The 26,086-nt window shown below is 63.1% G+C and carries 23 protein-coding genes; 11 read left to right on the forward strand and 12 right to left on the reverse strand.

Going from position 1 to position 26,086, the window contains the following annotated elements:
• Positions 1-32 precede the first annotated feature (32 nt).
• The 5 genes from lysW to RBH20_RS14950 all read right to left on the reverse strand — a co-directional run bounded on the left by lysW (position 33) and on the right by RBH20_RS14950 (position 5,547).
• Complete coding sequence (gene lysW / locus RBH20_RS14930) at positions 33-197, reverse strand: lysine biosynthesis protein LysW (protein WP_004959888.1); 165 nt, start codon at positions 195-197, stop codon at positions 33-35.
• Positions 198-362: 165 nt separating this feature from the next.
• On the reverse strand, positions 363-1,862 hold the full coding sequence (gene argH / locus RBH20_RS14935) for an argininosuccinate lyase (RefSeq protein ID WP_306709972.1): 1,500 nt from the start codon (positions 1,860-1,862) through the stop codon (positions 363-365).
• 4 nt (positions 1,863-1,866) lie between these two features.
• Entirely contained in the window at positions 1,867-3,129 is a 1,263-nt protein-coding gene (locus tag RBH20_RS14940) for an argininosuccinate synthase (protein WP_306709974.1), read from the reverse strand.
• A 400-nt stretch (positions 3,130-3,529) separates the two neighbouring features.
• A complete protein-coding gene (locus RBH20_RS14945; protein WP_306709976.1) occupies positions 3,530-4,315 on the reverse strand; it encodes a hypothetical protein in 786 nt (261 codons plus the stop codon).
• Between the two features lie 137 nt (positions 4,316-4,452).
• Entirely contained in the window at positions 4,453-5,547 is a 1,095-nt protein-coding gene (locus RBH20_RS14950) for a hypothetical protein (RefSeq protein ID WP_306709978.1), read from the reverse strand.
• 158 nt (positions 5,548-5,705) lie between these two features.
• On the opposite strand from RBH20_RS14950, the gene RBH20_RS14955 reads away from it, so the two are divergent.
• The 5 genes from RBH20_RS14955 (at position 5,706) to RBH20_RS14975 (ending at position 11,554) form a co-directional block, all read left to right on the forward strand.
• The gene (locus RBH20_RS14955; RefSeq protein ID WP_005536815.1) at positions 5,706-5,894 is read left to right on the forward strand and encodes a hypothetical protein; all 189 of its coding nucleotides are present in this window, start codon (positions 5,706-5,708) and stop codon (positions 5,892-5,894) included.
• Between the two features lie 40 nt (positions 5,895-5,934).
• Positions 5,935-6,444 carry a 2'-5' RNA ligase family protein gene (locus tag RBH20_RS14960; RefSeq protein WP_306709983.1) on the forward strand — a complete coding sequence of 170 codons (510 nt, stop codon included), beginning with the start codon at positions 5,935-5,937 and terminating at the stop codon, positions 6,442-6,444.
• A gap of 189 nt (positions 6,445-6,633) precedes the next feature.
• Positions 6,634-7,056: a PPC domain-containing DNA-binding protein gene (locus RBH20_RS14965; RefSeq protein WP_306709985.1), complete on the forward strand. Its 423-nt coding sequence runs from the start codon at positions 6,634-6,636 to the stop codon at positions 7,054-7,056.
• Between the two features lies 1 nt (position 7,057).
• Positions 7,058-11,245, forward strand: coding sequence for a DNA-directed DNA polymerase II large subunit (locus tag RBH20_RS14970; protein ID WP_306709987.1), 4,188 nt, complete (start codon positions 7,058-7,060; stop codon positions 11,243-11,245).
• Positions 11,246-11,338: 93 nt separating this feature from the next.
• Positions 11,339-11,554, forward strand: coding sequence for a hypothetical protein (locus tag RBH20_RS14975; protein ID WP_004959918.1), 216 nt, complete (start codon positions 11,339-11,341; stop codon positions 11,552-11,554).
• 32 nt (positions 11,555-11,586) lie between these two features.
• Here the strand turns inward: RBH20_RS14975 and serA are convergent, their stop codons facing one another.
• Together serA and RBH20_RS14985 are read right to left on the reverse strand one after the other, a co-directional pair.
• Positions 11,587-13,173: a phosphoglycerate dehydrogenase gene (gene serA / locus RBH20_RS14980; RefSeq protein ID WP_306709990.1), complete on the reverse strand. Its 1,587-nt coding sequence runs from the start codon at positions 13,171-13,173 to the stop codon at positions 11,587-11,589.
• A 146-nt stretch (positions 13,174-13,319) separates the two neighbouring features.
• Positions 13,320-13,487, reverse strand: coding sequence for a hypothetical protein (locus tag RBH20_RS14985; protein ID WP_306709992.1), 168 nt, complete (start codon positions 13,485-13,487; stop codon positions 13,320-13,322).
• A gap of 373 nt (positions 13,488-13,860) precedes the next feature.
• Between RBH20_RS14985 and RBH20_RS14990 the strand changes: the two genes are divergently transcribed.
• The 4 genes from RBH20_RS14990 (at position 13,861) to RBH20_RS15005 (ending at position 19,604) form a co-directional block, all read left to right on the forward strand.
• Entirely contained in the window at positions 13,861-14,706 is an 846-nt protein-coding gene (locus tag RBH20_RS14990) for a CBS domain-containing protein (protein ID WP_306709995.1), read from the forward strand.
• A complete protein-coding gene (gene glyS / locus RBH20_RS14995; protein WP_306709997.1) occupies positions 14,703-16,439 on the forward strand; it encodes a glycine--tRNA ligase in 1,737 nt (578 codons plus the stop codon). The genes RBH20_RS14990 and glyS overlap by 4 nt, the downstream gene beginning before the upstream one ends.
• On the forward strand, positions 16,440-17,039 hold the full coding sequence (locus RBH20_RS15000; RefSeq protein ID WP_306709999.1) for a dolichol kinase: 600 nt from the start codon (positions 16,440-16,442) through the stop codon (positions 17,037-17,039). It begins immediately after the preceding gene.
• Positions 17,040-17,105: 66 nt separating this feature from the next.
• Positions 17,106-19,604: a DEAD/DEAH box helicase gene (locus tag RBH20_RS15005; protein ID WP_306710001.1), complete on the forward strand. Its 2,499-nt coding sequence runs from the start codon at positions 17,106-17,108 to the stop codon at positions 19,602-19,604.
• Here RBH20_RS15005 and RBH20_RS15010 read toward each other — a convergent pair.
• Positions 19,601-20,413 (reverse strand): Sjogren's syndrome/scleroderma autoantigen 1 family protein, encoded by an 813-nt coding sequence (locus tag RBH20_RS15010; protein WP_306710003.1) that lies wholly within the window; start codon positions 20,411-20,413, stop codon positions 19,601-19,603. The two genes, RBH20_RS15005 and RBH20_RS15010, sit on opposite strands and share 4 nt — an antisense overlap.
• 127 nt (positions 20,414-20,540) lie before the next feature.
• On the opposite strand from RBH20_RS15010, the gene mdh reads away from it, so the two are divergent.
• Positions 20,541-21,455: a malate dehydrogenase gene (gene mdh / locus RBH20_RS15015; RefSeq protein ID WP_004959949.1), complete on the forward strand. Its 915-nt coding sequence runs from the start codon at positions 20,541-20,543 to the stop codon at positions 21,453-21,455.
• A gap of 123 nt (positions 21,456-21,578) precedes the next feature.
• Here the strand turns inward: mdh and RBH20_RS15020 are convergent, their stop codons facing one another.
• The 4 genes from RBH20_RS15020 to RBH20_RS15035 form a co-directional block, all read right to left on the reverse strand.
• The gene (locus RBH20_RS15020) at positions 21,579-21,704 is read right to left on the reverse strand and encodes a hypothetical protein (RefSeq protein WP_306710008.1); all 126 of its coding nucleotides are present in this window, start codon (positions 21,702-21,704) and stop codon (positions 21,579-21,581) included.
• A 132-nt stretch (positions 21,705-21,836) separates the two neighbouring features.
• Positions 21,837-22,523: a Zn-ribbon containing protein gene (locus RBH20_RS15025; protein WP_306710009.1), complete on the reverse strand. Its 687-nt coding sequence runs from the start codon at positions 22,521-22,523 to the stop codon at positions 21,837-21,839.
• Entirely contained in the window at positions 22,523-22,906 is a 384-nt protein-coding gene (locus RBH20_RS15030) for a DUF2073 domain-containing protein (RefSeq protein WP_306710010.1), read from the reverse strand. Before RBH20_RS15030 ends, RBH20_RS15025 begins: the two co-directional genes overlap by 1 nt.
• A 4-nt stretch (positions 22,907-22,910) precedes the next feature.
• On the reverse strand, positions 22,911-23,552 hold the full coding sequence (locus RBH20_RS15035; RefSeq protein WP_004590329.1) for an Era-like GTP-binding protein: 642 nt from the start codon (positions 23,550-23,552) through the stop codon (positions 22,911-22,913).
• Between the two features lie 944 nt (positions 23,553-24,496).
• Between RBH20_RS15035 and RBH20_RS15040 the strand changes: the two genes are divergently transcribed.
• Positions 24,497-26,071: a Cdc6/Cdc18 family protein gene (locus RBH20_RS15040; RefSeq protein WP_306710014.1), complete on the forward strand. Its 1,575-nt coding sequence runs from the start codon at positions 24,497-24,499 to the stop codon at positions 26,069-26,071.
• The last annotated feature ends 15 nt before the right edge of the window (positions 26,072-26,086 follow it).

Raw genomic sequence — 26,086 nt, forward strand, 5'->3', positions numbered from 1 at the left:
ACGGCGTCGAGCGCCGCGCCACCGCGAACACCTCACTCACCCCAGTCCTCTTCGAGCTCGGGTGCGCTGTCGAGCTCGACGGGATCGGCGCCGACGACTTCCAGCTCGGCACCGCAGGTAGCACAGTCAACGATCTCTCCGACTTCGAGGTTGTCGTGCAGGGACACGTCCGCCCCACACTCGATGCATTCTGCCATTGTAGTTCATCCTGTGACAGGGATCCACTTAAAGCCTTCGAACATATCAGAATAGTTTAACGATACATACCGCCCTCTAATCGTATCAAAGCTCCAAATACGCCACGTTTCCGAGTCGTGTATCAGAAGTGTGGTATAGTTGTCCCACGAGGGGACGGTGGTCGTTCAGACATATCGGTCCACCTCCGTCTGGCGGCGGTCAGTCGCCTGTGAAACCGCCTGCCGGCGGTCAGTCAGTGCCTCGTTGTCGGCGGCGAGGGCGTCTTCAGCCAGCGACACCTGCTCGACGACAGCGTCGGGAGCCGGGCCACCGCGGGAGTCCCGCATCGCGACACTTTCGGCTGGGTCGAGTGCGTCCGCCAGCGCGTCGCGGTCGACGTAGGCTGACAGAGGCTCGTCCAGCACGTCCTCGGCGACGGCCGACAACGCCTCGTAGTCGGGTGCATCTTCCGCAGGCCCCAGGCCAGCGGCGGCCTCGGCAACGACCTCGTGAGCCGTGCGGAACGGCACACCGGCCATCGCCAGCAAGTCCGCCACGCCAGTCGCCGTCGCAAACCCATCAGTGGCCGCGGCTTCGAGCGTCTCGGCGGGCCAGTCGGCGGTCGCGACCGCGCCAGCGGCGACTTCCACGCTCTCGGTGACGCTGTCGATTGCGTCCCAGGCGTGGCGGCCAGCACGCTGGAGGTCACGGTTGTACGCGCGGGGCTGGCCCTTGAGATTTGTCAGTAAGCCGTTCAGCCCGGCGACGGCGTCGCCGGTGCGTCCACGGACCAGTTCCAGCGCGTCGGGGTTCTTTTTCTGGGGCATGATCGACGACGTCGAGGCGTAGTCGTCGTGGAGGTCGACGTGACCCTTGCTCGCCATCACGACGATATCTTCGGCCAGCCCCGACAGATTCGTCGCCAGCGTGGCGACGGCGCTGGTCGTCTCGACGAGGAAATCGCGCGTCGCCGAGGCGTCCATCGAGTTTTCCGCCACCGAATCGAACCCAAGCAATTCCGCCGTGCGCTCGCGGTCCACGTCGAAGGGCGTCCCCGCAAACGCGGCCGCCCCCAGCGGGTTCTGGTTGACCCGTTCATACGCATCCATAAGCCGCGCGGTATCGCGCTGGAGCGCCTGTTCGTAGGACAGCACCCAGTGGGCGATCGTCGTCGGCTGGGCGGGCTGAAGATGCGTGTAGCCGGGCATCACCGTCTCGCGCTCGGCGCGAGCCACTTCGATGAGTTGCTCGCGGGCACCGATGACAGTCTCGAGGAGGGCCAGTATGTCTTCGCGCAGGCGGTAGCGGATACAGGCCGCCACCTCGTCGTTGCGCGAGCGGGCGGTGTGCATCTTCCCGCCGTCCGGGCCGACGCGCTCGATGACCGCGCTCTCGATGGCTTCGTGAACGTCTTCGCCGTCAGGTAGCGCGCCGTGGCCCGCGTCTTCCACGTCCGCCAGCGCGGCCAGCACCTCGCCGGCCGTCTCGCGGTCGATGATCTCCTGTTCGGCCAGCATCACGACGTGGGCGCGGTCGACCGCGAGGTCGGCCGCGAAGATGCGCTCGTCGTCGGACAGCGAGGAGAGGAACGACCGGGCGGGCCCGCCCGCGAAGCGGTCGCGGCGGACGACCGTCTCGTCGTGGTCGTCAGCGTTTGCCGTCTCGTGGTCCTCGCCGTCGCTCATTCGCTTACTCCTCCGTATCCTCGCTCGCGGCGTGGTCGCCGCTGCCGTCCGTCACGGCGGCCCCTTTCTTCGCGTCGTCCAGAATCTTGTTCGCAAGGCGAGACTGGAAGCCGTGGTACTTCGCGACGCCGGTCGCGTCCTGTTGGGTGATACCGCCGGAGACATCCTCCTCGTTGAACGAGGCTGCCGACTCGCTGTAGACGGCGTAGTCCGATTCGCGCGAGACCGGGCGGCAGTGGCCGCCTTCGAGTTTGACCGTAACGGTCCCGGTGACGCGCTCGTTAGTGTCGTCGATAAACGCTTCGAGCGCCCCCGTCAGCGGTGCGTCGACGAGCCCCTGATAGGCCTTCTGTGACCACTCTTGATCGACCTGGGCCTTGAACTGGCGCTCCTCCTGCGTGAGGACGAGCCCTTCGAGCGCCTCGTGGGCCGTCAGCAGTACCGTCGCTGCGGGGTGTTCGTAGTTCTCGCGGACTTTCAGCCCGAGCATACGGTCCTCCATCATGTCCGTGCGACCGATGCCGTGGGCCCCCGCCTGCTCGTTGAGTTGTTCAATGAGTTCGACGCCGCCGAGTTCCTCGCCATCGACGGCAACGGGAACACCTTCCTCAAATTCGACCTCGACGAGTTCGGCGTCCTTGTCCGAGGGGTTCTCGGTCCACTTGTAGATGTCGTCGGCTGGGATGGTGCTCGGGTCTTCAAGTTCGGAGCCCTCGATGGAGCGGCTCCAGAGGTTCGTATCGATTGAGTAGCGGCCGCCGTCGCCGCCCTCAACGGGCAGGCCCTTTTCGGCAGCGTACTCGTTTTCCCACTCGCGGGTGAGCCCGAGTTCACGCACCGGCGCGATGACATCGAGGTCAGAGTCGCGCCAGACGGACTCGAAGCGGAGCTGGTCGTTGCCCTTGCCGGTACAGCCGTGTGCGACGGCCGAACAGCCCTGCTCCTCGGCGACCGAGAGAATGGCTTTGGCGATGACCGGGCGCGCGAGGGCGGTCCCGAGCGGGTAGCCCTGATAGTCGGCGTTTGCCTTGACGGCCTCCATACAGAGGTCCGCGAACTCCTCGGTTGCGTCGACGACGTGCTGTTCGACGCCCAGCGCTTCGGCTGTTTCCTCGGCCTCCTCGAACTCGTAGTCGGGCTGGCCGACGTCGACGGTGACGCCGATGACTTCGTCGTAGCCGTACTCTTCTTTCAGCAGCGATACGCAAACTGTCGTGTCGAGCCCGCCCGAGAAAGCGAGCGCGACGGTTCCGTTTCCTTCTGGCATGGATGTGTTCTGAATTGGTTCCGTGGTGTGCCTGTCGGTTTCTCGATCGAACAACAGATCGAGTATCCCATCGAACCGACGACGACGGCGTCTAGCGACGAAACGAACCTGTCGAGTGAAGAGTAAGTAGTAGTGGGCCTAGAAACGGCCCGGTCGTCGTCGTCGTGGGGAGAAACGGAGGGACCCCTCGCTGTCCGCAGCGAGCATCGTGGAGAGGGGGGTCCGCGTCATGTACTTTCTGCTGTGTGACTCGGGTACTAATAGCTTCCGTGTTCACAGTGGTGTGAGTGTGGGCAACAGACACATATTCTCAGCAGCCATCACGTCGCTCGTAGCGACCAGTGGCGGCACACAGATCGGCAGGTACAGACTACAAACAGCGTATTCGCCTTCTCTCGCGTTATTGGCCAGCGTCAGTAGTGTCGGACCCACCACCCGGCTGCTCGGTTTCCCCGCCATCGGTGGCCGTCTCGTTGGCTGGCGTAGCATCGGTATCGTTCGTCCGTTCACCCGCCGGGGTCCGCTCCGGCCCGGTCCCCGGACGGTCGTCCATCTCGGTTCGGTTCGCCACGTCGCCGCCGCGGCCGCTGGCAACGTCAGGTCGAGCCTGCTGCCCGACGTTCGGCCCGGCGATACCCTGTGCGATAGCGGCGACTTCCGGACCGCTTAGTTCGCTCGCGCGCTGTGAGAGGGTTTTGATCGCCGCCGCGTCGATGCCCTTCTTCTCCAGCGCTTCGGCAGGGAGCTGGCTGGCGGTTTCGTTCGTCTCGTCTGCCAGTCGCTGGACGTTCTTCGTTTCAGCGTGGAGCTGTGCGGCCTTCGCCCGGTACTCGCCCTCGCTCATCGAGTCGTTCTCGCGGGCTTGCTCCAGCGCCTGCTTGCGCTGCTGGAGTTCTTCGAGTCGGGACTCGGAGTCGCTCACCTGCTCTGCGACGACGGACGCCTTCGCATCGTCGGTGTTCGCCTGCGCGATGCGGATGCCGAACGTCCGGGACTGGACCTCGCCGTCCAGTTCAGCCTCCTGCACGCTGACGACGCCCGCCAGCTGTGCGCCGGGAGCCGTCGCGTTCTCATCGGCCTGTTCAGGCACCGCTTCCGTTTCCTGTGCCATCGTTGCGGCAGGTACCGCGGCGAGCGTGCTCACCACGAGCAGCAGCGCCAGCACTACCGGAGTCGTTCGTCTCATTATATCCACTACTTGTCCACCCAAGACCCTATAAACAGACATCAGTGATGCCGGGTTAGCGCCGATTAAGCCGAATTAAAACCGCAATACTGCGCTCGTGCCAACTGACAGGTTCCGGTGAACGGTCGGTGCCTTTATTACTCTGTTTCGCCGTCGCTGTCGGTTCCGTCGCCCCCGCTGCCGTCACCACCAGTCACGTCAGTGTCCGGCAACGTCACCACGTTTTCTCGGCCGATACGGAACGTCTCGACTTTGTCCTCATCGCGCAGACCGCCGATGACCTGACTCGTCTTGGCGTCGGTCCAGTCGAGTTCGCCGGCCACCTGCTGTTGTTTGAGCCGCCCGCCGTTCGATTCGAGGAGTTGTAGGACCTGCTCTTCGTTGCTCAGGAGTTCGGCCGGCGGTGCGCCAGCGTCGGCGTCCGTGCCAGCGGCGGCCTCCGCTTCTGAATCATCCGATTCAACCATCGACGCCGGAGGTTCGGCTGGCTCACCGCCGCCAAGGATGCCGTATCGTCGAAGGGCATACGCCCCGGCGGCGATACCGACGAGCGCGAGGATTCCACCGACGAGGAGGCCGTTCGACCCACTGTCACCGCCAGCGCTGTCCCCCGAAGTGACAACCACTCGTGGCTCCGATTCCCCGAACGTCTGTTGGCCGCGCCAGGTGACAGAGTCGTTCTTCCGTTCGTCGGCCTGTGGCGCGACGGAGTCGGCCTGATAGCCTGCCGGCCAGCGGACAGTCAGGGAGGTCTCGCTGTCCAGAAACAGCCCAGAGAGCGCGTCGCCGATTTCGAGGCGGTTGTCGGAGACGCCAGCGAAGTTCGTCCACTGGAACCGGTAGGTGATGACGCCGTACGTCTGACCGAACGTCTCCTCGCGTGCGCTCACGGAGACGTTCTCGATGGCCATCTCGCGGCCGGTTGCGTTCTCCGCGGCCCCAGCAGTGCGTTGCATCCGACTCTCGAAGCGCTCCGTGTACGCTGCAGGGTTTGCCTGGATATCCGCTCGCAGGTCCTCAAAGGCCTGCGTGGCGTTGTCGTCGTCTAATCGGATACGGTAGGCGACCGTCCAGTCGGCGGTCCCATCGGGGCCCACGTCTGCGGTCATCACAACTACGTCCGCGTCGACAGACTGCTGGCCGAGGCTGCCGAAACCAGCCCCGGTCGCTGTCGGTACAAGCAGTGCTACCGCGACGAAGACGACTACTAGCGTTCCAGCGCTCCGACCCATCCTACCGCGGCTATCCCCTCGGCAGGTATATCGTTTATTGCCGATTGAGTGAACTGATACTCAGCGACCTTACATCCCATGCCACGCTCGTGCCCGAGCCTGACTCGCCACCTCCCACGGCCACAAGGGGTTTGCCCCGCGAGAGAGTCCTGTCGAGCATGGACAGAGCAAAACTCGACGTGGACACCCTGCTGAAGATTGTCCTCGTCCTCATTGTTGTCTGGTTGGTGCTCGAGGTACTCGATACGGCACTCGGGCTGTTGACTGGCCTGCTCGGCATACTTCAGCCGTTCCTCGGCGTGATTCTGGTCGTTCTCATCGTCCTGTGGCTGGTCGACCGACTGTAGGACCGCGCTCTTTTTCCCGACAGCAAGCGACCCGCTCACTGTGTACAGCATCAACGTCCCGCTCCCGTCAGCAGTCACGTCGCTGGCGGCCGACCTCGCGTCGGACCTGCCGCTCGCACAGCGACGGGGACGGGGCGAGCACACGCTGGTCGCCAAGCGACTGGGCGACGGCGACCACACAGCCTACGCGCGACTGGAAGCGCAGGGGCGTGAGGCGCTTCGCGGCCAACCGGCATTCGAGGCGAAGATTGCAGGCGTCGAGCAGTTCGAGACGGCCGTGACCGGGCCGTCGCCGGTGGTGTATCTCGCCGTCGAGAGCCCCGGACTGGTCGCCCTGCACGAGCGGCTCTGCGAGCGGGTCGACCCGGTCGACGAGATGGAAGGCGACGAGTACGTTCCGCACGTAACCGTCGCCCGCGGCGGGGACCGCGACGCGGCCGCACGGCTGGTCGAGCGAGACATCGAGCCGATCCGGTGGACCGTCGACGAACTCGCCTTCTACGACGCCGACCGGAACCAGCCGGTCAGTCGAGTGTCGCTGCCGGGGTAACTCCGGTCAGTCGTCTGTCCTGGCACAATGGCGAACAGGCGGCACACGTCGACCCCGGCGCGGTGGTGCCGCACAACCGCTCAGCGCGCCGGGCCGTGGCTATGTCACAGCGGCCGTGGTCTCGGCTTCGGATGTAAACGGTTGGACCGAAAGCAACGCTTTTGGAGCGGCCTGCCATCCAGTACAGATATGGATTACCGCGAAGTCGACAGTACGTCCGAGTTCGTCTGCCGACTGGAGCATGGTGGGGACTGGCGCGCGCAGATCGAGGCCTTCGCAGACGAACAGGACATCGACGCCGGCTTTTTCTACGGTCTTGGGGCAGTGCAGGACGCGGAACTCATGTTCTACGACCAAGACCGGACCGAATACGACTCACTGACTTTCGACGAACCGCTTGAGGTCGCCGCCTGCATGGGCAATATCTCGCATCTCGATGGGGAGCGGTTCGCCCATACCCACGCCGTCCTCTCACGGCCCGACGGCGAGGCAGTCGCCGGCCACCTGAACGCCGGTACCGTCTGGGCGGGTGAACTGTACGTCCGCGGGTTCGATACAGAACTCCGGCGGGAGCACGACGAGCCGACCGACCTGGACCTCTGGAATATCTAAGATGCGGGAGGCCGACGAACAGTACTTCGAAACGCTCGAAACCCAGCTCGAAGCCGCCTTCGACGTCGCCGAGCGGGCCAAAGAGCGCGGTGGCGACCCGAAGCCCGAAGTCGAGATTCCGACCGCTCGTGACATGGCCGACCGGGTCGAAAACATCCTCGGCATCGACGGCGTTGCCGAGCGAGTGCGGGAACTGGAGGGGCAGATGTCCCGCGAGGAGGCCGCGCTGGAACTGGTCGAGGACTTCGTCGAGGGGACTGTCGGCGACTACGACAGCCGCGAGGGGAAAGTTGAGGGCGCGGTCCGGACTGCTGTTGCCCTGCTGACCGAGGGTGTCGTCGCCGCCCCGATCGAGGGCATCGACCGCGTGGAACTGCTGGAAAACGACGACGGCACGGAGTTCATCAACGTCTACTACGCCGGCCCGATCCGCTCTGCCGGCGGGACTGCACAGGCCCTCTCGGTGCTGGTCGCCGACTACGCTCGTGCACTGCTGGGCATCGACCAGTACAAGGCCCGCGAGGAGGAGATCGGCCGCTACGCCGAAGAGATCGACCTCTACGACAAGGACACCGGCCTCCAGTACTCGCCAAAGGAGAAGGAGACGAAATTCATCGCCGAGCATATGCCGATCATGCTCGACGGCGAGGCAACTGGCGACGAAGAGGTGTCGGGCTATCGGGACCTCGAACGGGTCGACTCGAACTCCCCGCGTGGCGGGATGTGTCTGGTACTGGCCGAAGGGATCGCGCTGAAAGCGCCGAAGATCCAGCGCTATACTCGGAACTTAGACGAGGTCGACTGGCCGTGGCTGCAGGACCTCATCGATGGGACCATCGGCAAGGACGAAGACGGGCAGGAAGACGGCGCAGACGAGGCGAACGACGACGACGGTGGCGATGGCGCGGACGACGACGGTGCGGACGACGCTGCCGAGCAGGCGGGACCGCCGCGGGTCGACCCCGCCGACAAATACCTCCGGGACCTCATCGCCGGCCGACCGGTGTTCTCCCACCCGTCGAAGGCGGGCGGGTTCCGGCTTCGCTACGGCCGGTCACGCAACCACGGCTTCGCAACCGCCGGCGTCCACCCGGCAACGATGCATCTCGTCGACGACTTCCTCGCGACCGGGACCCAGATCAAGACCGAGCGGCCGGGGAAAGCCGCCGGCGTCGTGCCGGTCGACACTATCGAGGGGCCGACCGTGCGCCTAGCCAACGGCGACGTGCGCCGCATCGACGATGCCGAAGAGGCACTGGCAGTCCGCAACGGCGTCGAAAAAATACTCGACCTGGGCGAGTACCTGGTCAACTACGGCGAGTTCGTCGAGAACAACCACCCACTCGCACCGGCCTCCTACACTGTCGAGTGGTGGGAGCAGGATCTTGACGCTGCCGGCGCGGACGTGCAGGCGATGCAGGATTCACCCCACATCGATCTCACGGACCCGAGCGCCGAGGAAGCCATCGAATGGGCAACCGAGTACGACGCCCCGCTGCACCCGAAATACACCTACCTCTGGCACGACGTAAGCGTCGACCAGATGTGTGCGCTCGCCGACGCCGTCGAGGACGCACAGGTCGCGCAGACCGACGGCGCGTACGCCGACCCGGAGATGGACGGCACGGCGGGCGACGCACACAGCGACGACGGCGCGCTTATCCTTCCACGGAGCGACGCCGTCCAGCAGACACTGGAACACCTCCTCATCGAGCACACACAAGACGAGGACACGATTACGGTCACCGACTGGGTACCGCTGGTGCGGACACTCGGGTTCTCCCGGTCGCTGGAGCGCGACTGGGCACCGTCGGAACTCTCCGAGCACGCGCGGACCTACGGCGAGAGCGAGTCGGTCGACGCCATCGGCGTTGCCGAGGACGCCGAGCAAGAAGACGGCCAGAACGCCATCAAAGCGGTCAATGAGATCGCGCCGTTCCAGGTCCGAGAGCGTGCCCCGACCCGCATTGGCAACCGGATGGGTCGCCCCGAGAAATCAGAGCGTCGGGACCTCTCGCCGGCCGTCCACACACTCAGCCCCATCGGCGAGGCCGGCGGCGCACAGCGGGACGTTGCCAAGGCGACGAAACACGCCGACGACATGAGCGACACGCCCGGCCGCGTCGAAGTGGAAGTAGCCCGGCGGCGCTGTCCCAGCTGCGGGAGCGAGACCCATCAGGCGAACTGTGCCGAATGCGGCGGGACCACCGAGCCGGTGTACGTCTGCCCCGACTGCGAAACCGAGGTCGAGCGCGACGAGTCCGGCCGCGCGGAGTGTTCCCGGTGTGAGACGCTCGCCTCGCCGACCCAGTACAAGGTGCTCGACCTGCAGGAAGCGTATCGGGACGCCCTGCAGAACGTCGGCGAGCGCGAGACGGCCTTCGAGCAACTGAAAGCGGTCAAGGGGCTCACATCCGAGGAGAAAGTCCCGGAGCCGATGGAGAAGGGTATCCTCCGGGCGAAACACGACGTCTCGGCGTTCAAGGACGGCACGGTCCGCTACGACATGACGGACCTTCCCGTGACGGCGGTCCGGGCCTCGGAACTGGACGTCTCCGCTGAGCGACTACGGGGACTGGGCTATACAGAGGACATCCACGGCGACCCGCTAACCCACGAGGACCAACTGGTCGAGCTAAAGGTACAGGACATCGTCCTCTCAGACGGCGCGGCCGAGCATATGCTCCAGACCGCCCGCTTCGTTGACGACCTTCTAGAGCAGTACTACGGGCTGGAGCGGTTCTACGAGTTCGACGACCGCGAGGACCTCGTCGGCGAACTCGTATTCGGAATGGCCCCCCACACCAGCGCGGCGACGGTCGGCCGCGTGGTCGGCTTCACCTCCGCCGCCGTCGGCTACGCGCATCCGTACTTCCACGCCGCCAAGCGACGGAACTGCTTCCATCCGGACACCCGGCTGTGGTACGAGGATGAGGGTGGCAACTGGGAATACGGCACCATCGAGGAACTGGTCGAAAACCGGCTGCACGACCCCGAAGAAGACGACTTCGGGACGCTCGTGCAGGAACTGGACGGCGACCTCACCGTGTCGTCATTGGATGATGACGGTCCCTGTCGCCAGCCCGTGGACGCCGTCTCGAAACACCCCGCGCCGGACCACCTCGTCGAAGTAACCGTCGGTGACCGGACGCTCCGTGTCACGCCCGACCACACGATGCTCCGGGCCGGTCAAGATGGGATCGAGGAGGTCCCGGCCAGCGACCTGACTTCCGGTGACAATCTCCCCGCATACGACGGCGGCGAGACGACCACGATGACAGCACGCGGCGAAGCCTCGACGGAAGCCACTGACGGCGCAGCACCCACAGACACCGTCGAAGCTGTCGAGTACGTCGAAAGCGACATCGACCACGTCTACTGTCTCACGGTCGCCGACACGCACCGGGTTGCCGTCGAAGGGACCTACGTCGGCCAGTGCGATGGCGACGAGGACTGTGTGATGCTCCTGATGGACGGCCTGTTGAACTTCTCGAAGTCGTACCTGCCGAACCAGCGTGGCGGACAGATGGACGCCCCGCTGGTGATGTCATCGCGTATCGACCCCAGCGAAATCGACGATGAGGCCCACAACATGGACATCATGGACGCCTATCCCCGGGAGTTCTACGAGGCCACCCGCGAGATGAAAGACCCGACCGAGGTCGAGGACGTGATGAAAATCGCCGAGGAGACGCTGGGGACCGACCGCGAATACACCGAGTTCCGCCACACCCACGACACGGCGAACATCGCCGCCGGGCCGGACCTCTCGGCGTACAAGACGCTCGGCTCGATGGAGGACAAGATGGACGCCCAACTGGAGATTTCTCGGAAACTGCGGGCCGTCGTCGAGAGCGACGTGGCCGAGCGCATCATCGAGTACCACTTCCTGCCAGACCTCATCGGGAACCTCCGGGCGTTCTCCAGACAGGAGGTCCGCTGTCTGGACTGCGGGGAATCGTTCCGCCGCGCGCCCCTGACCGGCGACTGCCGAGAGTGTGGCGGCCGCGTCAACCTCACCGTCCACGAGGGGTCGGTCAACAAGTACATCGACACGGCCATCCGCGTTGCCGACGAGTTCGGTGCCCGCGACTACACGAAACAGCGGCTCAAAATACTGGAGCGGAAGATCGAGTCGGTGTTCGAGAACGACCACAACAAGCAGTCAGGTATCGCGGACTTCATGTGAGCGACAACGGTCACCCGGATTTCTCAGGGTGACAGACGAACGCGTGACAGCCGTCCGACGGGTGTTTTTGCCTGTGGCGGTCCTGCTACGGGTATGGCCTCGTCCCGCGATTCAGCGCCGTCGTTCGACTCCGGGGACCGGTCGGGGACCCCGTTACCGTCACCCCGGCAGACACCCAGTACGATCTATCAGATACAGATCGCGCTGTTGCGCTCACAGGTGGCCACGCTGGAAACCGCGCTCGAACAGGAACGGGAACACCGTCAGGCCGTCGTCGACCGGTACGAGCGCCTTCTCCACGGGGAATAACCTGTACCCGACTGTCGGAAAATTCTGCTGTGTTACTCGTCGCCGAGTTCGACGTAGGTCGTTTCGATGATGCGGCTGTCACCGTTAAGCCGCTCGATGATCTCCTGTGGCGGCTGTTCGTCGAGGTTGTAGACAGACAGGGCCTCCCCGCCAATGGTCTCTCGGCCATTAAACATCCCGGCGATGTTGATGTCGGCCTCGCCCAGAACCGTCCCGATGAAGCCGATAGTGCCGGGCTCGTCGCGGTTGCGGACGACCAGCATGTGCCCGTGGGGCACCGCCTCGATTCGGTGGTCGTCGATACGGACGATACGGGGTTCCTCGCCGCCGAACTGGGTCCCACAGACGGAGACAGATTCCTCACCGTCCGAGACGGTGACAGTGATGAGGCTCTGGTAGTCTTCGGAGGTTCGGGTCTTGGACTCGGTCACATCGATGCCACGGTCCTTGGCAATCTGCGGGGCGTTGACGGCGTTGACCTGCAGGTCCGAGGGCGCGAACACACCCTTCAGCGCGCTGGCGGTGACGTACTCCACGTCTTCCTCAGCGATGTCGCCAGCGTAGGTGACCTGCACTTCGGACATATGGCCGCCGAACAGCTGGACTGCGATGCGACCAGCAGTGTCGGCGAGGTCGAGGTACGGCCCGACCTGTTTGAACGTCGCCTCGTCCAGCGACGGTGCGTTCAGGGCGTTGGCGACGGGTTGGCCGTTAGCTGCGGCGATGATCTGGTCGGCCGTGGAGGTAGCGACGTTCTCCTGTGCGGCCTCCGTCGACGCGCCCAGGTGGGGCGTGACGATGATGTCGTCAACATCGAGGAGCGGGCTGTCGTCTGGCAGGGGTTCTTCGCCGAACACGTCGAGTGCAGCGCCTTTCAGAACGCCGTCCTCGACAGCCTCAGCAAGGGCCGGCTCGTCGATGATGCCCCCGCGGGCGCAGTTGACGACGTAACCCCCGTCGAGCAGGGCGAGTTCGTCCTCGCCGATCATGTTCTCCGTCTCGGGGGTCAATGGCGTGTGGATCGTGATGAAGTCGGACTTGGCGAGACAGTCCTCGAGGTCGTCGACCAGCTCCGCGCCGAACTGGTCGGCGCGCTCCTGACTGATGTACGGGTCGAACGTGACGATGTCCATGCCGAGGCCGCCCAGCCGTTTGGCGACCTGCTGGCCGACGCGGCCGAAGCCGACGACGCCCAGGGTCTTGTTGTTGACTTCCGTGCCGAGGAACTCGCCTTTGGCCCACTCGCCGTTCTTGAGGCGGTCGTGGGCCTGCGGGATGGAGCGAGCGGTGGCAAACGCCATCGCGACGGAGTGTTCGGCGGCGGCGCGGACGTTGCCTTCGGGGGCGTTGGCGACGATGACTCCGTGGTCGGTAGCGGCGTCGATGTCGATGTTGTCAACGCCGATACCGGCCCGGCCGACGATGATGAGGTCGGACGCGGCCGCAAACACTTCTTCAGTGACTTCGGTGCCCGAGCGGACAATAAGCGCGTTCGCGTCGGCCACCGCATCGAGGAGGGCGTCGCCCTCGACCTCGTAGGCTGTTTCGACGTCGTGGCCCGCCTCACGGAGTCGCGTGAGACCGGCGTCAGCGATAGGGTCCGTAACGAGTACCTTCATACCGAATCGAACTTACTGGGGCGGCATAACGCTTGTTTTCTCCGTCCGAGCAACTGCGTACGGGGACTCAGCTCAGAGCAGCAGCGCCACTGGGACAGTATTGTCTCAGGTAGAGTCACCGAAAAAATGAACCGACAGATTGCGACCTATCGCCAGGCCGGAAGCGAGGCAGCGTCCGCGAGTGGGGTTGTGAGATAGGCGTCATCTCGGGTCACGTCAGCGAGGATAAACTGGTCCGTTGGACCCTCTTCGACGGACGCCATGATGTCTCCGTCCGCAGCCATCTCAACCGGAGCGACAGTATCCGACTCCATGCATGATAATATGTAACAACCATATAAAAATTTAGCGAAACCCATAGAGGGGAACAGTATGACCCAGACCCAACTGTCTGACAATAGTTCGTCTTTTGTCAAGACTGGGACAGAGTGGGCCATAGGACAGCACACATAGAGCCTTATATTTCAACCATCAGTACCTGTGTCCGGGTTTTTGTTCAAGCCCAGATACGAGAGGTCGATATGGCAGAAGACGTAGTTGTTTCCGAGGCGGTGCGGTCGTTCGGTTTCGAAGATAGCGCCTGTACGTCAATCAAGGATAACCGATGGCCGCCGAGCGTGCCACCTGAATGTCGAAAACGGACGGATGTTAAGGACTTAGTAGATGCGGGCAGGAAGTTCTGGCAGTATGAACGTCGCAGACGCTATGACGCCACGCTCGGAGGTTGTCACGGTTACTATTCCTGGTACCCGTGATGACGCACTGGAATACCTCCAGGAGCAGGCTTTCTCGTCGGTCCCGGTTATCAAGGAGACCGACGACGGCGAGGAGTTCAGAGGGATTATTTCACGCGATGCGCTCATCGAGAGTCCCGACGAGGACCAGCTCGCGATCCTCGTGGAAGAAGTACCGACAATCAGCGGAGACACGTCCATCGAGGCCGCCGCACAGATGATGGTTGAGGACGGCGAGCGACGCCTCCCCATCGTCGATGGCCAACTCAAAGGAATCATCACGGTGACCGATGTGATTCGGTCCATCGCCAACGGCGACGTCGATGGCGGCGAGATCGTCGACGAACTTGCCAACCGCGACATCAACTGCGTGTACGAGGGCACGCCGCTGACTGTCGCTGAACGGGAGCTTTCCCATGCGAACGTCCCCTACGGTATCGTGCTCGGCGACGACGGCGATATGTCGGGGATGCTCACCGAGGTCGACATCATCGCGGTCGCCCGCGTCGTCGAGGGCGAGGACGACACCGGCGACTCCATCGCCAACCAAGACGACGACTGGGCCTGGGAAGGGATCAAAGCCGTCGGCGGACGGTATATGCCCACCCGTAACGTCGAACTCCCGGCTGAGCCCGTCCGCGAGTTCATGACCGCCGACGTCGTGACGGTGAACAAGCGCCGCACCGCTGAGGAGGCGGCACAGCTGATGATCGAGCACGACATCGAGCAGATCCCGCTGCTGTCTGGTGACGAACTCACCGGCATCGTACGGGATATCGACCTGCTGCGAGGCCTATGAGCGAAGGCGAACGACTTACCGAGCTGGCCAAGCGTCGCGGCTTCTACTTCCCCTCTTCGAGCGCCTACGGCGGGGCGGCGGGCTTCTGGACCTACGGGCCACAGGGCGCTGCGCTGAAATCAAACATCGAGGACGCCTGGCGGGACCGCTACGTCGTCAAGGAAGGCCACCAAGAGATCTCCGCGCCCGACGTGATGCCCGAACCCGTCTTCGAAGCGTCTGGGCATCTCGACGGCTTCGACGACATGATCGTCGAGTGCGGCGAGTGTGGCGCGACCCACCGCGCGGACCACCTCGTCGAGGACAACACGGACATCGAGGAGGCCGAGTCACTTCCCAACGAGGAGGTAATGGACCTCATCGCCGACCACGGCATCGAATGTCCCTCCTGTTACACGTCCCTAGCCGACCAGCCGGTCGACAACTTCAACCTGATGTTCGAGACCAACATCGGCCCAGGGTCATCGTCACCGGGCTATCTCCGCCCGGAGACCGCACAGGGCATCTTCGTCGAGTTCCCACAGCTCTCCGAGTACGCCCGGAATCAGCTCCCCTTCGGCGTCGCCCAGATCGGGAAGGCCTACCGGAACGAGATCTCACCCCGGAAATCGCTCGTCCGCGTCCGGGAGTTCACCCAGGCCGAACTCGAACACTTCATCGACCCCGAGGAAGACGAACCGCCGCTTGACGAAGTGGCTGGCGTGACACTGCCGCTGTACTCCGCCACCGAACAACAGGCAGAGGACGGCGGTCAGCGCGAACTCACCGTTCGCGAGGCCGTCGACGAGGGCGTCGTCGAAAGTGAGTGGGTCGCCTACTACCTGGGCGTCTCCAAGGAGTGGTACGAGCGCATCGGCGTCGACATGGACCGCTTCCGCTACCGCCAGCACCTCGCGGGCGAGCGCGCTCACTACGCCTCTGACTGCTGGGACGCAGAGAGCGAGGTCGACGGCGACTGGATCGAGATCACCGGGTTCGCCTACCGGGGCGACTACGACCTCTCGAAACACGCCAAGCACTCCGGCGAGGACTACACCGTCTTCAAGCAGTACGACGAACCGATCACCGCCGAACGGGCGACCGTCGACCCCGACATGAGCTACCTCGGGCCGGAGTTCGGCGGGTCGGCCGGCGCGGTCGCCGACGCGCTCGAAGCGCTAGCCGAGCGGAATCCGGACGCCTTCGACGGCGACGAGGTCACCGTCGAGGTCGACGGTGAGTCCCACACTGTTCCTGTCGACAAGACGAACTTCAGCGTCGACGAGGTCACCGAGAACGGCGAGCACATCCGCCCGCACGTCGTCGAACCCTCTTTCGGCGTGAGCCGCATCATCTACACCGTCCTCGCACATTCCTACGAGACCGACGAGGTCGACGGCGAGGAGCGGGCATACCTCGACCTCCCGCCGGAGCAGGCACCGACGACGGTCGGCGTCTTCCCGCTGATGGACAAGGACGGGATGGCCGACCTCGCCACCGACATCGCCGAGGACCTCCGAACCGCCGGCCTCTCGGTCACCTACGACGATTCCGGTGCCATCGGACGGCGCTACCGCCGACAGGACGAGGTCGGCACGCCCTACTGCGTCACTGTGGACTACGAGAGCTTAGAGGACAACGAGGTCACGGTGCGCGAACGAGACACGACCGAGCAGAAGCGCCTCCCCATCGACGGGCTCGCCGACCGGCTCGAACGGCTGGCAAGCGGCGAGCTAACCTTCGACGACCTGTAGATGGCCGACGAGGTAGCCCGGCGTCTCGTCCACGTCACCGGCGCGACGGTGCCGCTGGCGCATCTGCTCCGCCCGGACCTGATCACGTGGCGCGTGGTACAGGCGTTCTTAGCCGTCGCGCTGGCCGTCGTCCTGATTCTCGAAGCCGTACGGCTGACGACCGGACTGGACTGGGTGGTGTACGACCGGCTCACCCGCGAGTACGAGCAGGACAACCCCGCCGGCTACGCGCTGTACATCGTCGGGATAGCCATCGTCGCTTTCGCCGTCGAACTCCCGAGTATGAGCGTAACGGTCGCCGTCCCAGCGATGTTGATGCTTGCCATCGGCGACCCCATCAGCGGCCTGCTGGGCTCCAGCGACGCCAGCAACATTAAACAGGCCTGGGTCCTGCTGGTGATGTTCGGCGTCTGTACGCTGCTCGCCGCACCGTTCGTGCCTCCTGCCGCCGCCGTCCTCGGCGGCGTCGCGGCGACGTTCGCCGACGGCGTCAAGCCACGAATCGCTGGCTACGTCGTCGACGACAACTTCTCGATTCCAGTGTTTGGCGCACTGGCGATGTGGGTCGGCGTCCAGTACCTGCCCGGGATCGGACTCTGAACCCGCTCGTTCACTTTCACCGCGGTATCTGAACGCTTAACCACCGGCGGGACAAACGCGTGGGTAATGGCGACCACCGACGCCGGTGGCGAGCACGTCGAGCGCCCGCTGGTGACGCCGGAGTTCCTAGAGAACCGCCGCTACCAGACTGAACTGGCGGAGACGGCGAGCGCCGACCACACGCTCGTCTGTCTGCCGACCGGACTGGGCAAGACGACTGTCTCGCTGCTGGTGACCGCCGAGCGACTCGACGCCGTCGGCGGGAAGTCACTCATGCTGGCCCCGACGAAGCCGCTGGTCCAGCAACACGCCGAGTTCTACCGCGAGGCGCTCGAACTGGACGACGAGGATGTCGTCGTGTTCACCGGCGAGGTCCGACCCGACGACCGGGCAGCGCTCTGGGACGACGCCCGCATCGTCATCGCGACGCCGCAGGTCGTTGAGAACGACCTCGTCGGTAACCGCATCTCCCTTGCTGACGTAACTCACTGTACCTTCGACGAGTGCCACCGAGCGACTGGCGACTACGCCTACAACTACATCGCCGACCGCTACCACGCCGACGCCGAGAACCCGCTGGTAACGGGGATGAGCGCTTCCCCCGGGGACGATGAAGAAGCCATCCTCGAAGTGTGTGAGAACCTCGGTCTGTCCGACGTTGCCGTGATGACCGAAAACGACGCCGACGTGGCCGAGTACACCCATGACACCAGCGTCGACTGGAACCGCATCGAACTCCCCGAGGTTGTCGTGGAAATCCGCGACGCCATCAACGAGGTCATCAAAGACCGCCTGTCACAGTTGAAGGAACTCGGCGTCACGAACAAGTCCTCGGCGGACATCTCCGAGCGCGAGATACAACAGATTCAGGGTCAACTCCGGGACCTGATGAACAACGACCAGAGCGAGGGGTATCAGGGGATGAGCCTCCTCGCCGAGATCCGCAAGCTCCGGACCGCCGTCACCTACGTCGAGACCCAGAGCGTCGAGTCCCTGCGGCGGTACTTCGAGCGCCTGAAGGAGGCTGCTCGCTCCTCCGGGGCATCGAAGGCCGATCAGCGCCTTGTAAGCGAGCCGAAAGTCCGCGAAGCGATGCGGAAAGCCGAGTCCTACAACGACCTGCACCCGAAGTTCCGCCAGACCCGGATGTTGCTCGCGGAGACGCTCGGTATCGAGAACGGCGAGCGCGTTATCGTTTTCACCGAGTCCCGCGATACGGCTGAGACGCTCGTTGACTTCCTCTCGGACCACTTCACGACACAGAAGTTCGTCGGCCAGAGCGACACCGACGGCAGCGAGGGGATGACACAGACCCAGCAACAGGAGACGCTTGACCGGTTCCGCAACGGCGAGTTCGAGGTGCTCGTCTCGACATCCGTCGCCGAGGAGGGGCTGGACGTGCCAGAGGTTGACCTCGTACTGTTCTACGAACCAGTCCCGACCGCGATTCGGGCCATCCAGCGGAAGGGGCGGACCGGACGCCAGGCCGAGGGCCGCGTCGTCGTCCTGCTGGCCGAGGACACCCGCGACGAGGCGTACTTCTGGAAGGCCCGCAACGACCAGAAGCGGATGAAACGCGAGCTGAACGAACTCAAAAGCGTCGCCGGCGAACTGGAGGCCCGCCTCGACCAGACCGGTCTCGACGAGTACGAGGACGCCGAGGGGACCGCTTCGAGTGGAACCGACGAAGCGGAAACCGCCACACGGCAGTCGGACTCCACTGGAAACGGGAGGGGTAGCACAGCTAACAAGTCTGCCGATGGGAGCGACAGCGGGGACGGCCAAGCCGGGCTGGACGCCTTCGCGGCGGAGTCGTCTGCGCCGGACGACGAGGAGGCTGGTAGCGGAGAGCAGGACGAGGCGACCGACGACGAGGGAACGGTCGCCAGCGCCGGCCGCGACAGTGAGGACGACCCCGTCGAAATCGTCGCCGACCAGCGGGAACTCGACTCGAACATCGCCCGGGACCTCTCGACACGGGACGGAATCGAGACCCGACTCGAAACGCTGGCCGTCGGCGACTATGTCCTCTCGGACCGGGTGGTCATCGAGCGAAAGACCGTCGCTGACTTCATGGACACGCTGACTGGCGGGGACCGGTCGATGTTCGAACAGGTCGGGGACGCCACACGCAACTACGGTCGGCCCGTCGTCATCATCGAAGGTGAGGACCTCTTCGGCGCGCGAAACGTCCATCACAAGGCGATTCAGGGGGCGCTCGCATCGCTGGCGGTCGATTTCGGCGCGAGCGTTCTCCGGACCAGCGACGAAGACGAGACCGCCGATCTGCTGGAAGTCATCGCCGGACGGGAACAGGAGGTAGCCGACCGCGAGGTGAGCGTCCACGGCGAAAAACAGTCCAAGACGCTCCCCGAGCAACAGGAGTACGTCGTCGCTTCAATCGCCGAAGTCGGGCCGGTGACCGCGCGCACGCTACTGGAAGCCTTCGGGAGCGTCGAAGCGGTGATGACCGCCGACAAAGACGACCTGCTGGACGTGTCCGGTATCGGCGATGTAACAGCCGACCGGATTCGGGAAGTCATCGCCAGCGACTACGAACCCTAGAACCGCGCTGCATCGAGCGCTTCCGCTGCTTCTCGGGCCGCCTGCAGATGTTCGCGAGCCTCACGTGGGTTCTCGGTCGCCGCAGCGCGCTCGGCGAAACGGTGAGCAGTCTCGGCTAGTAGCGCCGACGCCGCATCCATGTTCGCCGCGATATCGTCTGTGTGACTATCGGTCGACTGGGTCTGTCGAGCGGAAACAGGGGGGTTCTGTGACGATGTCCCACGCGGCTGGTCGTTAGCAGTTCGGCTGCTAGGCTCCGACGAAACACCTGTTCGAGCAGTCTGTGGCGCTGGCTCCGAGTGGCTGGACTGCTGGGTCGGCTGGTTACCCCCCGCTTCGGGTGGAGCGGCCGAGTCGGACGTCGACGATGCTGGTTCGGAGGGAGAGTGTGAAGCGGCATCGGCCTGGGTGTGTGCAGTCTCCTGCTGGGCGGGTTCGTCCGTCGCGTCCGCCACACTCTCGGCCGCTTCCTCGTCAGCATCGCCAAACTGGACATGGGCCTCGCCGCTGGGGTCGGCAACCTCAATCTGGTCACCGTCGTCGACCTGACCCTCCTGTTCGTCAGCATCCGACGGGTCCGCCCCGTTAGCCTGCGTGTCACGAGCGACCGGCTTCTGGCAGGTGGGGCAGAACTCCTGGCCGTCATAGCGGAAGATGGGGTCGCCACACTCGCTGCAGTGGGCGTTCGTCATCGTCGCACCCTTCAACAGGAGTTCGCTCATTTGCTCGGTCGCCGCCCGGTTGTCCTCCTCTTTTTCGAACTTCTCGCGGAGTTTCTCACGTTCGGCTTCCTTGTCGAAGTCGCTCATACGAGTCACAACGCCACGGGGCTGAAAACAGTTTACGGGTGCGAGACGTCGAGACCGCCTGAACGATGCGCGGCGGAATCGGGGTTTCGACACGTTTAACGTTCGCGCCCGAGCCTTTTCGAATGGTATGACAAAGGTAAGCGTAGTCGGCGCAGCCGGAACGGTCGGCGCAGCCGCAGGGTACAACATCGCGCTCCGTGACATCGCTGACGAGGTCGTCTTCGTTGACATCCCGGACAAGGAAGACGACACGGTCGGGCAGGCCGCCGACACGAACCACGGCATCGCCTACGATTCCAACACGCGCGTCCGACAGGGCGGCTACGAGGACACCGCCGGCTCAGACGTGGTGGTCATCACGGCTGGGATTCCTCGCCAGCCCGGTCAGACCCGGATCGACCTCGCGGGCGACAACGCGCCCATCATGGAGGACATCCAGTCCTCGCTGGACGAGCACAACGACGATTACATCTCGCTGACCACCTCGAACCCCGTCGATCTGCTCAACCGCCACCTCTACGAGGCCGGCGACCGCTCGCGCGAGCAGGTCATCGGCTTCGGCGGCCGGCTAGACTCCGCGCGGTTCCGCTACGTCCTGAGCGAGGAGTTCGACGCGCCGGTCCAGAACGTCGAAGGAACGATCCTCGGTGAACACGGCGATGCACAGGTTCCCGTGTTCTCAAAGGTCCGCGTCGACGGCACCGACCCCGAGTTCAGCGGCGACGAGAAAGAGCAGCTGCTCGGCGACCTGCAGGAATCGGCGATGGACGTCATCGAGCGCAAGGGCGCGACCGAGTGGGGGCCGGCACGCGGCGTCGCACACATGGTCGAAGCCATCCTCCACGATACCGGTGAAGTGCTGCCGGCCTCGGTCAAGCTAGAGGGTGAGTTCGGGCACGAGGACACTGCCTTCGGTGTCCCAGTCCGTCTCGGGAGCAACGGTGTCGAAGAGATCGTCGAGTGGGACCTCGACGACTACGAGCAGGACCTGATGGCCGACGCTGCCGAGAAGCTCTCCGACCAGTACGACAAAATCTCATAACCCGATATTAGTCGCGGTCGGCAGGTCCGGGACGGGCGCTGTCCCGATCTGCTATTTCGCCTCGCCAGCGGTGTGAAGACATGACTGTGACTGCGAGGAGTGCTCCCTGACGAACAGTGGCCGTTACGCGGGCTCGTCCTGCTCGTCAAGTAAGTCGCTGTCGTGTCCGTCGTCATCGAGATCAGCACCGAGGAGTGACGCCCACTCTTCGAGGTGTGAGTCCGATGTCGAGAGTTCTCGGTGGCTCATGGCGTTATCCGAAGCATCCACGGCATATTATATAATGGTTGTGCCCGCATTGAGACATAATGCTGTATCAGCGGTTCTACGGGGTAATACGGGAGTAGCGAATCAGGAAAGGCGGCGAGAAGACCGTGGCAATCACTCGGAGCGGATGGTTTCCGGGACCTGGATGGAGTAGTGCCCATCTTCCTGCAGTGCAATGATGTACTCTTCGCGGTCGTACAGTTCCATCAAGTTCAGTTCGTACTGGCCGGGTTCCAGCACCTTGATCGACTCGAACTGGTCGTTGAGTTCCGCGCGCAGTTCCTCCAGATCGGGGCGGTCTTCCCGGTCTGGTTCCGTCGGAGGATCAGGATCAGCACCGACAGGGCGGAACTGATGTTCAGATTCGGACGCGGACGGCGCGTCGGATGGGAGTTCGTCTGGCTCGACAATATCGCCACGAGCACTGGCCTGGGCTGAATCCTCAGTCGAAGATGTGGGGTCGGGTTCGGTCGACGGCGAACCGGATGTGTGGGATGGGTCACTCGGCTGTGGGTCAGCCGACCGGTCGGCGTCACGATGGGACTGCTCGGCGGGACGGTCCCCCTCCGTAGTGGAGCCACTGACGAAGTCACGCACCGAGGCGGCGGTCTTGCCGACAGTACGGGCGACAGTGCTGTCGGGTCCCGGTGGTTCCGGTGGCTCCGCATCCGGCGTCTCGGAGATATCTGCTCCCTCTGGCTGATACTGGAACTTGTTCCCGCCGCAGTTGGGACAGCCCGAGAGCATCTCCTTCGACCCGTCGTCGAAGCCACGGCCACAGTCCGTACACTGGTGGGGCATTATTTGCGAGAGACGAGGGCGCTGATTAGCGTTTCGTCCTTGTGGAGCGTCTCTATCTGGTTCGCCGGCCCGATGACTGTCAGCTTCTGGGTCGACTGTTTGCCCATCAGCCGCTCAAGGATGCTGGCGTCGGCGGCCTCGGACTTGGGGTAGGTCTCGATTTCGATGCCGTTGAACTCGTCGGGGCTAATCTCCGTCATCGTGACTTCGATCAGGCGGGACTCCTCGTCGGGGGAGAGTCCCTCTTCGAGGATGACAATATTGCCGTCACGAACCCCGTCGAGAATCATTCGGATCTTCTCCATCGAGGCCAGCCCCGCCATACGTTCGCCACTGATGAGGTCGATCTGGACGCCGTCGTCTGGGTCTTTGACTTCTGCCATTATATCACCCGAAGTACTCCGCGATTTTATCGTAGACTTCGTCCATGTTGTCGCCCTCAAGCGCTGACAGCGGAATCGTCTCGTGCTGTGGGTAGGCGTTTCGAATGCGTTGAACCGAAGACTCCTCCAGATCGATCTTGTTTGCGAGAATCAACACCGGAAGGTCCTGACTCTCGATGATCCCGATGAGCATGGTGTTGACCTGCGTGAACGGATCGGTTGCGGAGTCGAGCACGTAAATGACGCCGTCGACGTCCTCGCGGAGCCAGTGCATCGCTTCGGCGACACCCTCGGTCGCTTCGCGGGAGCGGCGGACGGCGTCGTCTTTCTCCATGTCGTGTTCGAGGAACTCGGTGTAATCGACCTTCGTCGTCACGCCCGGCGTGTCGACAATGTCGATTGTCACTTTCTTCCCGTCGCGTTCGATTTCGACGTTCTCCTTTCGGCGCGCACGACGAGTCTCGTGGGGAACGTGACTCTCCGGGCCGACGGCGTCGCCGGTCCAGTCTCGTGCAATGCGGTTCGCCAACGTCGTCTTGCCGGCGTTTGGCGGGCCGTAAATCCCGATACGCTTCGGATCCTCTTCGGAGAACAGTGTCGATGCCGCACGTGAAATGCTATCTTTGAGGTTTGTTAACAATCCCATCCTATCCTCCCGCCGCCCGGAGTCGTCCGGTATGGCGGCTCTGCCCGTAAAAGATAGGCGAATTCACTTAAGCCTACGTCAGACATGAGTTTTCTTTTTGACACGAGGGGGCATAGCATAGTATAGATCAGCGTGCGGGTGTTACTACGTACAAGGTCGGTGCAGGTGGCGGGGACCTGTTCGGGTGGAGCCCGATCATCCGAAACCTGACGATCAGGAGTGGCGCGTCCCATCCTAGCCCCCCACCCCTTCATTTCAGGTGGAACGCCACATACCCCTGGGGAGGGGTGGGAGAATTGCCAGTCGAATCGGGAGCGCACCAGTTGTTCAGATCGGTGCGATTCGTGACTTCGCTAGCTAGAGCGGCCTAGACACTAGAAAACCGTACACTAGCCCCTACTAGCTGTTTGTTTTATCTGGTGCGGGTTTGGTTTATGAGATACTGTATTAAATCTTTCCTCTTTCTAGAGGTCATTATAGATCTTCCCACCCCCTCCCCCCGTGGCTGTTTCCCGTTCCACCGGAAACAAAGGGGTGGGGGGGTCGGCCTGGTACGGCTGGTCTCCGCTACAAGTGCCGGCTCTTCATGCTCTTCGCTCATATTCACACAGTGTACCTGCTCCCGGAACTTCCCCACCGCTCTCTTTCCTCTCCAACCACTATCCTCCTATATCATGTCTGTTCGACCTCGATGAGATCGAAGCTATAGTCCTCTTTACCACAACAGTCCTCATTCGACAGAAATAATCAATATGGCAACATATATGTTTCAGGGGTGGTGTACCGAAATATTTAATATCGAATCACGGTACGGTTCATGTGGTTCAACTGGACGCACTGGAGAGCGCTGATGCTCACTAATAACGGTACTGACGCACTCCTCGCTCCCTCTGTTCCGGTGTCTCCAACTCTCTCCACACGAAACGAAGGGGATCCTCTCGACTATGACTGACGAAAGCGATAACTCGGCCCCGAAATCCGATCCGTCGACGACAGAGACGTCGAACGAGACTGACGGGTCCGACGGGCAACTCGACATCGAAACAGACTCCGGGACATCGACTGGCCCGTCCGATCTTGACGACGTTATCCTCGACAATCTCGATGCGGGGTCCGACAATCCCTCCGACGAGGCGTCCCGTGGCCTGTTCGACGACCTTCTCGAAGGGGAACCCATTTTCGAGAATAAAGAGGTCCTTCGTCCCTCGTACACACCACATAAACTCCCCCACCGCGAGGAGCAGATCAACAATATGGCGACGATTCTCGTTACTGCCTTGCGCGGTGATACGCCGTCGAACATCCTTATTTATGGCAAGACGGGAACGGGGAAAACCGCGTCCGCGAAGTTCGTCAGTGAGGAACTCGAAACGACCTCACAGAAGTATGAGGTCCCCTGTGAGGTCGAGTACATCAACTGCGAGGTGACCGACACCCAGTACCGCGTGCTGGCGCAGCTCGCGAACAAGTTCATCGACAAGAACGCACAGCTCATCGACGACCGCATCGCTGAACTCGAGGAGCTTCAATCACAGGCACGCGAGAACACGGCTGCACTCGAAGAGACGGCGTTTAATTCCGTTGACGATGTCGAAGCCGAAATCGAGTCGCTGGAAGCCGACAAGTCGGAGTTCGAGGAAGTCCCGATGACGGGGTGGCCAACAGATCGTGTCTACAGTTCCTTTTTCGATGCCGTCGACTACCATGAGCGCGTGGTCGTCATCATGCTCGACGAGATCGACAAGCTCGTCGAGAAAAGCGGTGACGATACCCTGTACAACCTCTCTCGGATGAACTCTGAACTGGAGAACTCCCGGGTCTCGATTATGGGCATCTCGAACGACCTGAAGTTCACCGATTTCCTCGACCCTCGGGTCAAGTCAAGTCTCGGCGAGGAGGAGATCGTCTTTCCGCCCTACGACGCGAATCAGCTCCGGGACATCCTCCAGGCACGCTCGGACGTGGCATTCAAAGGCGACGCACTCACCGAGGATGTCATCCCGCTGTGTGCGGCCTTCGCCGCACAAGAACACGGGGACGCCCGGCGCGCGCTCGACCTCCTCCGGACCGCCGGCGAACTTGCTGAACGGGACCAGACGGACAATGTTCTTGAAGACCACGTCCGCCAGGCTCAGGAGAAAATCGAACTCGACCGCGTTGTGGAGGTCGTCCGGACGCTCCCCACGCAGTCGAAGATTGTCCTTTTCGCTATCATCCTCCTGGAAAAGAATGGTGTTCACAACATCAACACCGGTGAGGTGTTCAACATCTACAAGAACCTCTGTGAGGAGATTGACGCCGATATCCTGACACAGCGTCGCGTCACCGACCTCATCTCCGAACTGGATATGCTTGGCATCGTCAACGCTGTCGTCGTCTCGAAGGGCCGCTACGGCCGGACGAAAGAAATCTCGCTGTCAGTTCCAACCGAAGAGACGGAGGCAGTGCTTTTGTCTGATTCGCGACTCGGCGATATCGACGATGTCCAGCCGTTCGTTCAGGCCCGGTTCGACAACTGATCTGTGTGTTTGTGG

The organism is Haloarcula sp. H-GB4 (genome assembly GCF_030848575.1).
Lineage (GTDB): Archaea > Halobacteriota > Halobacteria > Halobacteriales > Haloarculaceae > Haloarcula.